This is a genomic window from Citrobacter sp. Res13-Sevr-PEB04-36 (assembly GCF_015672735.1).
Classification (GTDB): Bacteria; Pseudomonadota; Gammaproteobacteria; order Enterobacterales; family Enterobacteriaceae; genus Citrobacter.
The window spans coordinates 1-15331 of the sequence record NZ_JADABY010000053.1 but is presented as its reverse complement, the minus strand read 5'-3'; the positions used below and the strand labels follow the sequence as shown (position 1 = coordinate 15331).

At 55.0% G+C, this 15331-nt stretch carries 12 protein-coding genes; 5 read left to right on the top strand and 7 right to left on the bottom strand.

The annotated features are described in order from the left end of the window. Positions 1-215 precede the first annotated feature (215 nt). From prpB to prpE, 4 genes are all read left to right on the top strand, one after another. Positions 216-1100 (top strand): methylisocitrate lyase, encoded by an 885-nt coding sequence (gene prpB, locus IMQ48_RS15655; RefSeq protein ID WP_196209781.1) that lies wholly within the window; start codon positions 216-218, stop codon positions 1098-1100. 118 nt (positions 1101-1218) lie between these two features. Next, positions 1219-2388, top strand: coding sequence for a 2-methylcitrate synthase (gene prpC, locus IMQ48_RS15650; protein WP_196209780.1), 1170 nt, complete (start codon positions 1219-1221; stop codon positions 2386-2388). A 37-nt stretch (positions 2389-2425) separates the two neighbouring features. Beyond that, positions 2426-3877 (top strand): bifunctional 2-methylcitrate dehydratase/aconitate hydratase, encoded by a 1452-nt coding sequence (locus IMQ48_RS15645; protein WP_196209779.1) that lies wholly within the window; start codon positions 2426-2428, stop codon positions 3875-3877. Between the two features lie 39 nt (positions 3878-3916). Continuing rightward, positions 3917-5803, top strand: coding sequence for a propionate--CoA ligase (prpE, locus tag IMQ48_RS15640; protein WP_196209778.1), 1887 nt, complete (start codon positions 3917-3919; stop codon positions 5801-5803). Between the two features lie 59 nt (positions 5804-5862). Here the strand turns inward: prpE and IMQ48_RS15635 are convergent, their stop codons facing one another. The 5 genes from IMQ48_RS15635 to IMQ48_RS15615 form a co-directional block, all read right to left on the bottom strand. After that, entirely contained in the window at positions 5863-6135 is a 273-nt protein-coding gene (locus IMQ48_RS15635) for a YceK/YidQ family lipoprotein (RefSeq protein ID WP_196209777.1), read from the bottom strand. Between the two features lie 168 nt (positions 6136-6303). Next, on the bottom strand, positions 6304-6915 hold the full coding sequence (gene lacA, locus IMQ48_RS15630; protein WP_196209790.1) for a galactoside O-acetyltransferase: 612 nt from the start codon (positions 6913-6915) through the stop codon (positions 6304-6306). 29 nt (positions 6916-6944) lie between these two features. Next, positions 6945-8198 (bottom strand): MFS transporter, encoded by a 1254-nt coding sequence (locus tag IMQ48_RS15625; RefSeq protein ID WP_196209776.1) that lies wholly within the window; start codon positions 8196-8198, stop codon positions 6945-6947. A 57-nt stretch (positions 8199-8255) separates the two neighbouring features. Beyond that, entirely contained in the window at positions 8256-11333 is a 3078-nt protein-coding gene (locus tag IMQ48_RS15620) for a beta-galactosidase (RefSeq protein WP_196209775.1), read from the bottom strand. Positions 11334-11487: 154 nt separating this feature from the next. Continuing rightward, positions 11488-12558, bottom strand: a complete 1071-nt coding sequence (locus IMQ48_RS15615) for a LacI family DNA-binding transcriptional regulator (protein ID WP_196209774.1) — start codon at positions 12556-12558, stop codon at positions 11488-11490. Between the two features lie 175 nt (positions 12559-12733). Here IMQ48_RS15615 and IMQ48_RS15610 point away from each other — a divergent pair, with 175 nt between their 5' ends. After that, positions 12734-13342: a class I SAM-dependent methyltransferase gene (locus IMQ48_RS15610; RefSeq protein ID WP_196209773.1), complete on the top strand. Its 609-nt coding sequence runs from the start codon at positions 12734-12736 to the stop codon at positions 13340-13342. Between the two features lie 6 nt (positions 13343-13348). Here IMQ48_RS15610 and IMQ48_RS15605 read toward each other — a convergent pair whose 3' ends face one another. Both IMQ48_RS15605 and IMQ48_RS15600 read right to left on the bottom strand, forming a co-directional pair. After that, complete coding sequence (locus IMQ48_RS15605; protein WP_196209772.1) at positions 13349-14302, bottom strand: GlxA family transcriptional regulator; 954 nt, start codon at positions 14300-14302, stop codon at positions 13349-13351. A gap of 18 nt (positions 14303-14320) precedes the next feature. Continuing rightward, on the bottom strand, positions 14321-15097 hold the full coding sequence (locus tag IMQ48_RS15600) for an MBL fold metallo-hydrolase (protein ID WP_196209771.1): 777 nt from the start codon (positions 15095-15097) through the stop codon (positions 14321-14323). Positions 15098-15331 lie beyond the last annotated feature (234 nt).

The window sequence follows — 15331 nt, the reverse complement described above, 5'->3', positions numbered from 1 at the left end:
TAGTTGTGTTTCAAAAATGTTGCAATGAAACGTTTAGACCCGTTTCATGAAACGTGTGCTGACACGCTTTTGTGCGACAAAAATGCAATGACAAGATTTAATATATTGTTTTAAAAAGAATAAACAAAATTTACGGACTCGATAAAGGCTTTGGCATACCCCTTGCTTTAGGTAAATCAACGAATGCTAACAAGTTGATAACAAGAGGACGGGATATGTCTCTACACTCTCCAGGGCTGGCGTTTCGCGCCGCGCTCAGCAAAGAAAATCCATTACAAATCGTTGGCACTATCAACGCCAACCACGCTCTGCTGGCCCAACGTGCCGGGTATCAGGCGATTTATCTCTCCGGTGGCGGTGTGGCGGCCGGGTCGTTAGGGCTGCCGGATCTCGGTATTTCTACCCTCGACGATGTGCTGACTGATATCCGTCGTATCACCGATGTCTGCCCGTTGCCGCTGCTGGTGGATGCTGATATCGGGTTCGGATCGTCGGCGTTTAACGTGGCGCGAACCGTGAAGTCGATTTCCAAAGCCGGTGCCGCCGCGCTGCATATTGAAGATCAGATCGGCGCCAAGCGCTGCGGGCACCGTCCGAACAAGGCGATCGTCTCTAAAGAAGAGATGGTTGACAGGATCCGTGCGGCGGTGGATGCGCGTACCGATCCGAACTTTGTCATCATGGCGCGAACCGATGCGCTGGCGGTGGAAGGGTTAGATGCTGCCATCGATCGTGCTCAGGCGTATGTCGAAGCAGGTGCTGACATGCTGTTCCCGGAAGCTATCACTGAGCTGGCAATGTACCGCCAGTTTGCCGATGCGGTACAGGTGCCAATCCTTGCCAATATTACCGAATTTGGCGCAACGCCGCTGTTCACTACCGATGAATTACGCAGCGCAAACGTCGCAATGGCGCTGTATCCGCTGTCGGCCTTCCGCGCCATGAACCGCGCCGCCGAGCAGGTGTACAACGTGCTGCGCCAGGAAGGCACGCAGAAGAACGTTATCGACATCATGCAGACGCGCAACGAGCTGTACGAGAGCATCAACTACTACCAGTTCGAAGAGAAACTCGACGCGTTGTACGCCAAGAAGCCGTAGGCCTGATAAGGCGCAGCCGCCATCAGGCAATGCCGGATGGCACTACGTTTATCCGGCCTACAACGTACTACGCGATGCATACCCTCAATACCCTATATATAAAAATAACGAGGACAACATGAGCGACACAACGATCCTGCAAAATAGTACGAATGTTATTAAGCCGAAAAAATCAGTCGCGCTGTCCGGCGTGACTGCCGGCAATACCGCCCTGTGCACCGTTGGTAAAAGCGGTAACGATTTACACTATCGCGGCTACGATATTCTCGACCTTGCGCAACAGTGCGAATTTGAAGAAGTGGCGCACCTGCTGATCCACGGAAAATTACCCACCCGTGATGAACTCAACGCTTACAAGATCAAATTAAAAGCGCTGCGTGGTCTCCCGGCGAACGTGCGTACCGTACTGGAAGCGCTGCCTGCCGCCTCGCACCCGATGGACGTAATGCGTACCGGCGTTTCCGCGCTGGGCTGCACGCTGCCGGAAAAAGAGGGGCATACCGTCTCTGGCGCGCGCGATATTGCCGATAAGCTGCTGGCCTCGCTCAGCTCGATCCTGCTGTACTGGTATCACTACAGTCACAATGGTGAGCGTATCCAGCCAGAAACTGATGATGATTCCATTGGGGGGCATTTCCTGCACCTGCTGCACGGCGAAAAACCGTCGGCCAGTTGGGAAAAAGCGATGCATATCTCACTGGTGCTGTATGCCGAACACGAATTTAATGCGTCAACTTTTACCGGACGGGTGATTGCAGGGACCGGCTCGGATATGTACTCCGCGATTATCGGTGCCATTGGCGCGCTGCGTGGGCCGAAACACGGCGGAGCGAACGAGGTGTCGCTGGAAATTCAGCAACGCTATGAAACGCCGGATGAAGCCGAAGCCGATATCCGTAAACGTGTAGAAAATAAAGAAGTAGTAATTGGTTTTGGTCACCCGGTCTACACCATCGCCGACCCGCGACATCAGGTAATCAAGCGCGTGGCGAAGCAGCTTTCTCAGGAAGGCGGCTCGCTGAAAATGTACAACATTGCCGACCGTCTGGAAGAGGTGATGTGGGACACCAAAAAGATGTTCCCGAACCTCGACTGGTTCTCGGCGGTTTCCTACAACATGATGGGCGTCCCGACCGAAATGTTCACCCCGCTGTTTGTCATCGCCCGCGTCACCGGCTGGGCGGCGCACATCATCGAACAGCGCCAGGATAATAAAATCATCCGTCCTTCCGCTAACTATACCGGCCCGGAAGATCGCGTATTTGTCGCTATTGAAAAGCGTTGCTAATGCAAAACCTCTAAAGATAAAAACAGGAACCCTTTTTATGTCCGCTCATATTTCGAATGTTCGCCCTGAATTTGACCGTGAAATCGTTGATATCGTTGATTACGTGATGAATTACGACATCACCTCGAAGGTGGCGTATGACACTGCGCATTATTGCCTACTCGACACCCTCGGTTGCGGGCTGGAAGCGCTGGAATATCCGGCCTGTAAAAAACTGATGGGACCGATTGTCCCGGGGACGGTGGTGCCGAACGGTGTGCGTGTGCCTGGCACCCAGTTTCAGCTCGACCCGGTGCAGGCGGCGTTTAACATTGGCGCGATGATCCGTTGGTTGGACTTCAACGACACCTGGCTTGCCGCGGAATGGGGTCATCCTTCCGATAACCTTGGTGGGATCCTGGCAACCGCGGACTGGCTGTCGCGCAATGCGGTGGCGGCGGGTAAAGCGCCACTGACCATGAAAGCCGTGCTGACCGGTATGATCAAGGCCCATGAAATTCAGGGCTGTATCGCGCTGGAAAACTCCTTTAACCGCGTCGGCCTCGACCACGTTCTGCTGGTAAAAGTGGCCTCAACCGCCGTGGTTGCCGAGATGCTGGGTCTTACCCGCGATGAGATCCTCAATGCGGTCTCGCTGGCGTGGGTCGACGGACAGTCGCTACGGACCTATCGTCATGCGCCGAATACCGGTACGCGTAAATCCTGGGCGGCGGGGGATGCCACATCCCGGGCGGTGCGTTTGGCGCTGATGGCCAAAACCGGCGAGATGGGGTATCCGTCTGCGCTGACGGCGAAAACCTGGGGCTTCTATGATGTCTCCTTCAAAGGGGAATCGTTCCGCTTCCAGCGTCCGTACGGCTCTTACGTGATGGAAAACGTACTGTTTAAAATCTCCTTCCCGGCTGAGTTCCACTCGCAGACCGCGGTAGAAGCCGCCATGACGCTGCATGAAAAACTGCTGGCTGCTGGTAAGACTGCCGCCGATATAGAAAAAGTGACAATTCGTACACACGAAGCCTGCATTCGCATCATCGACAAAAAAGGCCCGCTGGATAACCCGGCGGATCGTGACCACTGCATTCAGTACATGGTGGCGGTCCCGCTGCTGTTCGGACGCCTGACGGCGGCTGATTATGAAGACGGCGTGGCGCAGGATAAACGTATCGATGCACTGCGTGAGAAGATTAACTGCTTCGAAGATCCGGCTTTTACCGCCGATTATCACAACCCGGAAAAGCGCGCCATCGCCAACGCCATCACCCTGGAGTTTACCGACGGCTCCCGCTTTGACGAAGAGGTGGTGGAATACCCAATCGGCCACGCGCGCCGCCGTACTGACGGCATGCCGAAGCTGGTCGAGAAATTCAAAATTAACCTGGCGCGCCAGTTCCCGACCCGCCAGCAACAGCGCATTCTGGATGTCTCCCTGGACAGAGCCCGCCTGGAGCAGATGCCGGTTAATGAGTACATGGATTTATTCATTATCTAAAACCTGACTCATTAGGCGTAAGTTCAACAGGAGAGCATTATGTCTTTTAGCGAGTTTTATCAACGTTCTATTACTCAACCTGAGTCATTCTGGGCCGAACAGGCCCAGCGTATTGACTGGCAGCAGCCGTTCACTCAGGTGCTGGATCACCGCCGTCCGCCGTTTGCCCGCTGGTTTTGCGGTGGAACAACCAATCTGTGTCATAACGCCATCGACCGCTGGCTGGAGAAGCAGCCTGATGCGCTGGCGCTGATTGCCGTTTCCTCAGAAACCGAAGAGGAACGCACGTATACCTTTCGTCAGCTGTATGACGAAGTCAACGTGACGGCCGCCATGTTGCTGTCGCTGGGGGTACGGCGCGGCGATCGAGTGCTGGTGTATATGCCGATGATCGCCGAGGCGCACATAACGCTGCTGGCTTGCGCACGTATTGGCGCGATCCACTCGGTGGTGTTCGGCGGCTTCGCCTCGCACAGCGTGGCGGCGCGGATAGACGATGCCCAACCGAAGGTCATTGTATCGGCAGACGCCGGGGCGCGCGGGGGTAAGATCCTGCCGTATAAAAAGCTGCTTGATGATGCCATTGACCAGGCGCAGCATCAGCCGCATCGCGTGGTGCTGGTCGATCGTGGGCTGGCGAAAATGGCGCGGGTCGAGGGACGTGACCTCGATTTTGCCGCGCTGCGCCAGCAGCATCTTGGGGCGCACGTGCCGGTGGTGTGGCTGGAGTCGAACGAAACCTCCTGCATACTCTATACCTCCGGTACGACCGGCAAGCCGAAGGGCGTGCAGCGTGACGTTGGCGGCTATGCGGTGGCGCTGGCGACGTCGATGGACACCATCTTTGGCGGCAAAGCGGGCGGCGTGTTCTTCTGTGCCTCGGATATCGGCTGGGTGGTCGGACACTCCTACATCGTCTATGCCCCGCTGCTGGCAGGGATGGCGACGGTGGTTTACGAAGGGCTGCCGACGTACCCGGACTGCGGCGTGTGGTGGAAGATTGTCGAAAAATATCAGGTCAGCAGAATGTTCTCAGCGCCGACCGCCATTCGCGTGCTGAAGAAATTCCCGACCGCGCAGATCCGCAATCACGATCTCTCCTCGCTGGAGGTGCTGTATCTGGCGGGCGAACCGCTGGACGAACCGACTGCGAGTTGGGTAACCCAAACGCTGGGTGTGCCGGTTATCGACAACTATTGGCAGACAGAATCCGGTTGGCCGATTATGGCGATTGCCCGTGGCGTGGACGACAGGCCGTCGCGTCTGGGCAGCCCCGGCGTGCCGATGTATGGCTACAACGTGCAGTTGCTCAACGAAGTGACCGGTGAACCCTGCGAAGCGAACGAAAAGGGTATGCTGGTGATTGAAGGGCCGCTGCCGCCGGGTTGTATTCAGACCATCTGGGGCGATGACGAACGGTTTGTGAACACCTACTGGTCGCTGTTCTCCCGCCAGGTTTACGCCACTTTCGACTGGGGGATCCGCGATGCAGACGGATATTACTTCATCTTAGGCCGCACCGATGATGTGATAAACGTGGCCGGACACCGTCTGGGCACCCGCGAGATAGAGGAGAGTATTTCCAGCTATCCGAACGTCGCGGAAGTGGCGGTGGTCGGGGTGAAAGATGCGCTGAAAGGGCAGGTGGCGGTGGCGTTTGTTATCCCGAAACAGAGTGACAGTCTGGAAGACCGCGACATTGCGCATTCAGAAGAGAAGGCGATTATGGCGCTGGTGGACAGCCAGATTGGTAACTTTGGCCGTCCGGCACACGTCTGGTTTGTGTCACAACTACCGAAGACGCGATCGGGCAAGATGCTGAGACGTACGATCCAGGCGATCTGTGAAGGCCGCGATCCCGGCGATCTAACTACCATCGATGATCCCGCGTCGTTGCAGCAAATCCGCCAGGCAATCGAGGAATAATCTGGTATTAAAATCGTAGGCCGGATAAACCATTCGGGCGGTGCATCCGGCATTACGCCTTACTTCGATGTCTTATACGGCCCGTGATAATAATCAACAGGCGCATATACCGTATCGGCAATAAAAGATAACGGCACATCAATAAATAACAGCGCTAAATCAAAATAGTTATAATCATAAGCGCCTGGATTTTTTATTTTTTCAATATCATGGTGCATACCTACATAATAGGTGTTTGAATCTTCACTTTCCGTGCGTGCATTAATGCTGCCACATCCTGAAAGTAATGTGCTGATGAGTAGCACCATTACCGCAACCGTCTTTCTGCTCATGCTATGACCTGGCTTGTCGCCCTGTTTTACCATAACGGTAGAAAAGCGGCTATTTGTCCGCAGAACTTAAGCCATCAGGTCAGGCTGCTCAGGCGGCTGATCATGGTCTGAGGGTTGCACCCTATAGGCCGGATAAATCGCCGTGAGCAGTGCATCCGACATTACGCCTTAACTTGATGGTTCTACTTTATAATTTTGGTAATAGTACTCTCTATCTCTTTCATTAATCGTTCTGATAACCCGGCATGGAGCACCCACGGCCACGACATCTGCCGGAATGTCTTTTGTTACTACGCTACCCGCGCCAATAACCGAATTATCACCAATCGTAATACCCGGATTGATGACCACGTTACTGCCAATCCAGACGTTGTTACCGATGGTGACCGGAAAGGAAAACATCTCACCGGATTTTCTTAATTCATGATGAACAGGATGACCCGTTACAGAGATCGTGACGTTTGGCGCAATTAAAACGTTATCACCGATGGTGACCGTATAATCATCCACAATGGTAAAGTTAAAATTGGCGTAGAAATTTTTACCAATGTGAATATTGCTACCGTAAGAAAAATAAATGGGAGGCTCAATCCAGGCATGTTCTCCTACGGTTCCAAACATTTCACGAATCAGTTTTTCCCTTTTTTCTATCTCTGATGGACGCGTGTGGTTAAATTCATACATTAACTCTTTTCCGCATAGTCTCTCTTCTGGCAGACCCTCGCACATATCGGTAAACAGCTTGCCTGCTTTTATTCTGTCTCTCATAGAAATGTTCATCGCAGATATTCCCTCTTTGTCATTCGTATTCAAACTTGTTTACCTGCCGGTGTGGAAATGCGGGAAAACGGCCCCGGCCCACTAAGGGTAAATACTGAAATCAGCGTAAAGGTCAGTGCAATAATGCCCAATACCAGATACGCCCCATGGAAGCCAATGCTCTCATACATATTGCCCGCCAGCACCGACATGAAAATCATCGCCAGCTGTTTGAAGAAGCAGAAGCACACCAGGTAAATGGTGGCGGAAAAGCGTACCTCAAACTGGCTGGTAATGTATTTGAAACAGCCGACGATCAGAAACGGGATTTCAAACATATGCAGCGTTTTGAGGATGATGACTTCCAGCGCCGAGGTGGCGAACGACGAGCCGATAATTCGTACTGACATAATCGCCCCAGCCAGCAGTAGGGCGTTTTTCCCGCCAATACGGTTTACGATCAGCGGTGCAAAGAACATGATCGAAGCGTTGAGCAATTCCCCCATGGTGGTGACGTAGCCAAACACCCGCGTGCCTTGTTCACCGGTTGCAAAGAATGAGGTAAAGAAGTTGGCGAACTGCTGGTCAAAAACATCATAGGTACAGGACACGCCAACTACGTACAACGACAGGAACCATAGCTTCGGCTGCTTGAATAATTCGAGCGCCAGCTTCAGGCTAAAGGCAGAGTGGTTTGCGCCGACCGCATTGGCGACCTCTGCTGAAGACGAGGCATCGGTGCGCGAGAAGAACAGCAGCAGGGCGAGGACTACTGCACAGCCGGAGCCCAGCCAGAAGACGAATTCATTGTTGATGGTGAACATTATACCAACAATGGAAGCGCACAATGCCCAGCCAACGCAGCCAAACATGCGCGCCCGACCAAATTCAAAATTGCTGCGACGACTGACTTTCTCAATATAGGCTTCAATCGCGGGTGCCCCGGCGTTATAAATAAAGCCAAGGTAGATCCCGCCAACAATCGAGCCTAATAAAATATTGAACTGTAATAATGGCCCAAACACGTAAATAAAGAACGGGGCAAACATCACCAGCATGCCGGTGATTATCCACAGCAGATGTTTACGCAGGCCGAGTTTATCCGACAACAGGCCAAATACAGGCTGAAACAATAACGAGAACAGCGAAATACAGGCGAAGATAATGCCGGTATCCCCTTTGCTAATATGGTTGATATCGTGTAACCAGATCGGGAAGAAGGGGAAATAAGCACCCATAATAAAAAAGTAAAAGAAGAAGAAAAAGCCGAACATCCAGAAGTTAGTGTTTTTTAAATAATACATATTGGACTTCCTCAGGCAAAATAAGGGCAGGTCGTAACCTACCCATCATTATTATGTTTAACCCCAGATAACCTGGTAGTGATAACGCCCAGCGCTCAGCAAAAATTCTGAGGAAACGGAAGGACTCCACGAATCATCCCCGCCGACACCCATATGGAAGCCGTCAATATTGAGCCAGGTTCCCGCCTCCGGCTGCAGCAGATGGCGATGGCTGGTTTCCATTAACTGTTTTTGGCTGTAGCGGCTGATGTTGAACTGGAAGTCGCCGTGCCACTGATGCCCCCCGTAGCGCAACTCGCGCGTCCCGCAGCGTAGGCCGTTTTCACTCGGGAAGACGTAAGGGGTATACATCTCGTCCAGCGACAGATCCCAACGGTCAAAACAGGCCGCGCTCAGGCGATCCGGGTAGTTCTCATGCGGGCCGAGACCTAACCAGTTTACGCGCTCGGCAACCTGCGCCAGCTGGCAGCTGAGGCCGATACGCGCCGGGTGCGGCGTTCCGTTGGCGACATCGACATCCACAGTGATGTGCATCTTGCTATGGCTGTCGATACGGTAGGACTTGCGGCTGATAAACAGCGTTTCCCCCTGATACTGCCAGGCATGCACGGTGGTAATCAGCACGCTCTCCGACATGGCTTCGGCTTCGCACAATAACAGCAGAGGCTGCGCATGGTAGTGGCCGGCAGCTTTCCAGCGTTCGACCCAGGCATTAGGATCGATGCGCGTCACTTCGCTGACGCCAATGTCGTTATCCAGCGGCGCACGGGTGAACTGGTCAATGAGCGGGCTTAACAGCTGCGTATCACCGCCGATCAAGTATTGCGTCAGTAGGCCCGACTGGCGGCAGAATTCCCAACGTTTATCGCTGACGGTCACCGCAAATGTATCGTCACTGACGGTGAGCTGTGGCGCGGCGCTGGCGCGTGGGGGAAGCGTCAGGCTGAGTTTCTCTTCCAGCTTCCATTGCTGCCAGGCGCTGATATGCCCGGCGTCTGACCATGTGGTGGCCTGAGGTTGTTCCACGCGCACTGTCAGCCACAGCTGACCGGCGGTGTCCGGCATGGGGAGGTCCGGCAGGGTAACCCGCTGACAACCCTGTGGGGCGATATCCAGCGTGACCTCGCCGGTGGCCAGCAGATTGCCGTCCTGAGCGAGAGACCAGTGCAGGATTTCGTTATCGCTGCGGCGGAACAGGTATTCGCTGTGCACTTCAATCTGGCGCTCGTTGCCTGACAACAGCGTAAACTGGAAAAACTGCTGCGCGTGTTTAGCTTCATACAGGGACGGATGCGGTGTGCGATCGGCAAACACCAGCCCGTCCATGCAGAACTGACGGTCATTCGGCGTGTCGCCAAAATCGCCGCCGTAGGCTGACCACGGGTTGCCGTTGTCGTCATATTTTGTCAGCGACTGATCGACCCAGTCCCAGACAAACCCACCCTGCAGGCGCGGATACTGACGGAACGCCTGCCAGTATTTGGCGTAACCGCCGAGGCTGTTCCCCATCGCGTGAGCGTATTCGCAGAGGATCAGTGGGCGCTGCTCGCCGGGCATCGACAGCCATTTTTTGATTGACCATTTCGGTACCGCCGGGAAGGGCTGATCCTGGTCAACGCGGGCGTACATTGGGCAAATAATGTCGGTCGCAGCGGTATCCGCACCACCGCCTTCGTATTGCACCGGGCGGGACGGATCTTCGGACTTCAGCCAGCGGTAGAGGGCATCGTGATTTGCGCCGTGCCCGGATTCATTGCCCAGCGACCAGATAATAATGCTCGGATGGTTGCGGTCGCGCTGCACCATGCGCGTCACGCGCTGACTCATCGCCGGTAGCCAGGTGGGATCATCGCTCAGGCGGTTCATCGGCACCATGCCGTGGGTTTCGATATTGGCTTCATCCACCACGTACAGGCCGTAGCGGTCGCACAGGGTGTACCACAACGGATGGTTCGGATAATGTGAGCAGCGCACGGCGTTAAAGTTGTTTTGCTTCATCAGGACGATGTCCTGCACCATCGTTTCTTCATCCATCACCTGGCCGTTTTGCGGGTGATGTTCATGACGGTTGGCGCCGCGGATCAGCAGCGGCTGCCCGTTGAGCAACAGCAGACCGTTTTCAATGCTGACCTGGCGGAAGCCAATGTTGCAGGCTTCGGCTTCAATTAACGTGCCGTCGGCGGTATGTAGCAGCACTACCGCGCGGTACAGATTCGGGGTTTCAGCACTCCACAGCGCCGGACGTTCAACGTTCAGGCGCAGAGTGGTGCGATCGGCGTATGCGCCGCGCTCATCAATAATCTCGCTACCAAAAGGTGAAGTGGCTTCACCGGTCAGCGTGTTACCTTGCCACAGTTGCAGCGTCACACGTAAATCATCGCGCGGCTCGCCCGCCATCCTGACGTCGGTTTCCAGCACCGCACGGCTGAAATCATCGTTAAAACGGGTATGGATACGCAGGTCGCGGATCTGCGTGCCTGGCTTATGCAGCAGCGAGACGTCGCGGAAGATACCGCTCATGCGCCACATGTCCTGATCTTCCAGATAGCTGCCATCGCTCCAGCGCAGTACCATCACCGCCAGACGGTTTTCGCCGTCGCTCAGGAAATCACTGAGATCAAACTCGGACGGCAGGCGGCTGTCCTGCCCGTAGCCGACCCAGCGGCCATTGCACCACAGATGAAACGCTGAGTTCACGCCGTCAAAAATAATGCGTGTCTGCCCTGCCTGTCGCCACGCGGCATCCACCCTGAATGTGAGCGAGTAACATCCTGTCGGATTTTCTGTTGGAACGTGCGGTGGATCGACCGGGAACGGGTAGGTAATGTTGGAGTAGATCGGCGCGTCGTAACCGCCCATTTGCCAGTTAGACGGTACAGTAATGGTGTCAGCTTGAGGCAAATCGCCCGCAAGCCAGCTTTCCGGCACCGCTTCTGGTGAGGCAAACCAGGTAAACTTCCACTCACCGTTCAGCGACTGTAACTGTGTCGAACGCTGGTTGTCGCGTGCATCCTGTGCAGAACGCCAACTGCAAAACGGCGGGTGTGCCTCCAGGCGATTAAGCTGAGTGACGCCGGGGTTTTCCCAGTCGCGACGTGCCAGTACGGCGGCGAGTGAATCCGTGTTCAGGGTCATGGCAGTATCCTGTATAAATTTGTTATCCGCTCACAATTTACCTGACCATACGAGGATTGCGATTAACCTGTAAAGGAGTGGGTGGGGAATCAGTGAGCTGACTCACAGTAATTCAGCTCAGCGACAATAGATGTGAGCGCTCGCTGTGGCAACGTTACAGGCGAGAAACCTGACGCGCCAGTTGCATCAGCGATTCCGCCAGCGCCTGCGGCGTTGCGCTTTGTGTATTCGGTGGTAGCACTGTTTTACGCTCAACCAGCGTTACTGGCAGGAGCTGATTGCCGAGGCTCTCGCCCCTCTGTGAAAGCTGCAGCAGTTTATCTACGCTGGTTTGTCCGAGCGTCGGGAAATCCTGTTTGATGGTCGTCAGCGGTGGGATATAACAAGAGCTGTCTTCGGTGTCGTCGTAGCCAATCACTGAAATGTCAGCCGCTACCCGTAGGCCAAATTCGCTGATGGCCCGCATCGCCCCAAGCGCCATTTGATCATTGGCAACCAGCATAGCGGTCGGGATGATGCCGTCGTTCAGCATCTGCATGGTTTGTGTAAAGCCGGACATTGCGCTCCAGTCACCTTCCAGTTCCACCACGGATTGCCGCTGATAGTGCGCCAGATATTTATGCCAGCCCGCATGACGTAGCCGGGCTGAGACTGAACTGTGCGGTCCGGCCAGCAGGGCGATGCGCTGGTGCCCGTGCTGGACCAGGTGCTCAACGCCGAGGCGTGCGCCGTCATCATGGGAGAAAATCACGCTGTTAACCGGCGACTGGTCAGAGACGTCCAGAAACAGCACCGGTACTGTACCGCAGGCGGCGGCCACGGCAATTGCGTCGTCTTCATCCAGCGGATAATTGATGATAAGCCCGGTCACCCGTTGAGAGAGCAGGTTATGCACCGCCGCTTTGCAGGCGTCTACGCCGCTACGCTCGACCATGGCGATTACCACGCTGGCCCCGGACTGGTCGGCGCGGGATTTTATGGCAGCAACAATTTGCGAGGGTGCGTGCAAAGCAAGGTTCGCTGTCGCCACGCCAATCAATGGCGTTTGTTTACCGGCCAACTGCTGGGCAACGCGGTTGGGGATGTAATTGAGCTCCGCCATCGCGGCCTCAACTTTCTGACGGGTTTTGGCGGAAACGTGGCTGGCCTGATTCACAACGCGTGAGACGGTCTGGTAAGAGACACCTGCATGGTCTGCCACATCGTATAGCGTTACCGGTTTCACATTCTTCACCCTTCATTACGTTATCCACGCGCTATCATGCCATAGCGCGTAGGGTTTTGGCGTATTTGTGGTTGGGTTCTGCGAGGCGCATTCCAGGGCCAGTGACGTATGATAGCGGGCATGGCATCTTTATGCCTAACATGATGGCAGAACGAGTAAAAACAGTGAGGAAATCGTGAGCGACTCTGCGGCACAGAACATTCTGTCTATCTACCGACGCCATGCTGATGCCTTTGCCAGCCAGCGTTCATGCACGCTGTTTGAGAAAGCGTGGCTGGATAAGTTCATCGCGGTAATGGGCGGGAAGGGCAGTATTGTGGATATCGGCTGTGGGAACGGTCAGCCGATCGCCGGGTATTTTATCCAGCACGGTTTTCAGTTGACGGGGGTAGATGGTTCCGCGGCGATGCTGGCGCGCGCCCGGCAATCTTTTCCCGACCAGCGCTGGCTGGAGCAGGATATGCGCGAGCTCGCGCTTGATGACACCTTTGATGGCCTGATTGCATGGGACAGCTTCTTCCATTTAACCCAGCAAGACCAACACAAGATGTTCCCGATCTTTGACCAACTCAGCCATCCCGGCAGTGCGCTGATGTTCACCAGCGGTACCGGAAACGGTATCGCAATGGGGCAATTTGAAGGCGAGCCGTTGTTTCATGCAAGTCTGGCGCCCGATGAGTACCGTGCGCTGTTATTCGCACACGGCTTTGAGGTCATCGACGTTATCATGGAAGACCCACAGTGCACCGGGCATACGGTGTGGCTGGCGCAAAAAAGAGGCTGAGCTTGCTCACGCCGCGCCACGGAAGGTTTTGCGCCATTCAGCCGGGCTGACGCCAAAGTGGGCTTTAAAGTGCTGACGCCAGGTGACAGGAGAGAGAAAACCGACTTGTTCGGCAATGCGCTCGACGGGCAACGAGCTGGACTCCAGCAGCGCCTGGCTGTGGCGCAGGCGCTCGGTAATGAGCCATTCAGCCACGCTTGACCCGGTGGCTTTCATAAAATGGCGGGTTAGGGTGCGACGGCTCATCATCACCCGCTGCGCCAGCGCGTCGAGGTTATGCTGCTCGTGGAGGTGCTGGCGTAAATAATCGAGCAAGGCGTTGATACGCTGATCCTGGGTATTTTTCGCCACCGGCTGCTCAATAAACTGCGCCTGTCCCCCTTCTCGGTGCGGCGGCACAATCATTCGTCGGGCAATCTGGTTCGCTACCGTGCTGCCAAAGTGCTGGCGGATGACGTACAGACAGCAATCCAGTGCGGCGGCGGTGCCCGCTGAGGTAATAATACCGTCGTCATCAACGTACAGGGCGTTGATATCCAGACGCGCCGCCGGGAAGCGCGTCTGAAAGTCCTGCTCAAATTCCCAGTGCGTCGCGGCCCGCTTTCCGTCCAGCAGACCCGCGTAACCGAGAACAAATGCGCCCAGACACAGCCCGACAATCTGTGCGCCGTTTTGCCGCGCGCAATTGAGGGCATTGAGCAGACCCTGCGGTGGTCGATGCCCGGTAGTGCCCCAGTAGGGGACCACCACAATGTTGGCTGCCGTCACCGCTTCATAACCGTGAGAGGCGGTGACGGAGAAGCCATCCTGCGAGGAGACGATACCAGGCTTTTCGGCGCATATCTGCACCTCAAAGTGCTTTTTTGCCGCCATTTTGTCACTGAAAATTATGCATGGCACCGAAAAATGAAACGGGCTGAAATCTTCCACGGCGACAATGGCGACGGTAAGCGGGCGCATACGATTCCTCTGTTGGCATTAAAAGGTCAGGGTTTCCCCATCTTCCGGCACGTTGACGAATTGCGCAATCTGGTTGTCGAACGCATATTCTTTCAGCGCCGCGCGCGTCAGCAGGCAGTGGTTAATGGCCTCCATATGGGTCGCCACAATTTGCGCTTCAGGCAGCACAAAGTGGGTTTTTAGCACATCTTCCGTGCCCATAATGATCGGCCCAAAGCCGATGACGTGGGCAAAACCGGCGTTCAGTACCACGACATCAGGCTGGAAGGTTTGCATATTGGCCTCCACTTCATCGCGCCAGATAGTATCGCCAACCAGATACAGCGTTTTTTCGTCCGCATGCTGGAAGATAACCCCGCAGGCGTCACCCAGGCGTTCTGCCATTTGCGGCACGGCGTAGGCACGATCCGACCCGTGCTGGCCGTCGGTTTTTCGCAGGGTGATGTCCCCCAGCGTGGTGTTTTCCGTCAATACGCTCAGTTGGGTGAACCCCTGGCCTCGCAGCACCTGCGCATCCTGATCATTTTGTACGTAGATCGGCTTGTCTTTCGGCACAACGCGCGCGGCATACTCATCCCAGTGATCTTCATGCAGGTGGGTGACGATCAGCGCATCGACGTTAAGCAGGGTGTCGATGTCAACGGGCAGCTCCACAGTCGGATTGCGGATCTCTGCGCGCGCCGTTCCGGCAAAACCGGGATACGCACCTTTCGGGGCCAGCATCGGATCAACGAGGAAGGTCTTGTCGCCAAAGGTGATGTGCAGTGTGGCATTACGGATTTGCGTGATGTTCATGGTGTTTGCTCCACGTGTTGGGTCAGTGGTGTCATCCTGGAGTGTTGTCCAGAAGATGAATATGGGCAAACGGGCGACTAGCGATGGGATTGGGCCAATCGGTGACCCTTATTGCTGGTGATATCATAATTAATTATTTTTCGGATACTGCCGATAATCTGTAGTCGGTATATTTCTGCAGGACTGACAGATAAGTACTCATAAAAACAGGGAGTATGACGAATGATTAAAGGC

Bases quoted from the DNA above. Each gene is read 5' to 3' on its own strand.
- IMQ48_RS15645 (WP_196209779.1), top strand. From the start codon at position 2,426: ATGTCCGCTCATATTTCGAATGTTCGCCCTGAATTTGACCGTGAAATC.
- IMQ48_RS15605 (WP_196209772.1), bottom strand. From the start codon at position 14,302: ATGCGCCCGCTTACCGTCGCCATTGTCGCCGTGGAAGATTTCAGCCCG.
- prpE (WP_196209778.1), top strand. From the start codon at position 3,917: ATGTCTTTTAGCGAGTTTTATCAACGTTCTATTACTCAACCTGAGTCA.
- IMQ48_RS15600 (WP_196209771.1), bottom strand. From the start codon at position 15,097: ATGAACATCACGCAAATCCGTAATGCCACACTGCACATCACCTTTGGC.
- prpC (WP_196209780.1), top strand. From the start codon at position 1,219: ATGAGCGACACAACGATCCTGCAAAATAGTACGAATGTTATTAAGCCG.
- IMQ48_RS15635 (WP_196209777.1), bottom strand. From the start codon at position 6,135: ATGAGCAGAAAGACGGTTGCGGTAATGGTGCTACTCATCAGCACATTA.
- IMQ48_RS15625 (WP_196209776.1), bottom strand. From the start codon at position 8,198: ATGTATTATTTAAAAAACACTAACTTCTGGATGTTCGGCTTTTTCTTC.
- lacA (WP_196209790.1), bottom strand. From the start codon at position 6,915: ATGAACATTTCTATGAGAGACAGAATAAAAGCAGGCAAGCTGTTTACC.
- IMQ48_RS15620 (WP_196209775.1), bottom strand. From the start codon at position 11,333: ATGACCCTGAACACGGATTCACTCGCCGCCGTACTGGCACGTCGCGAC.
- prpB (WP_196209781.1), top strand. From the start codon at position 216: ATGTCTCTACACTCTCCAGGGCTGGCGTTTCGCGCCGCGCTCAGCAAA.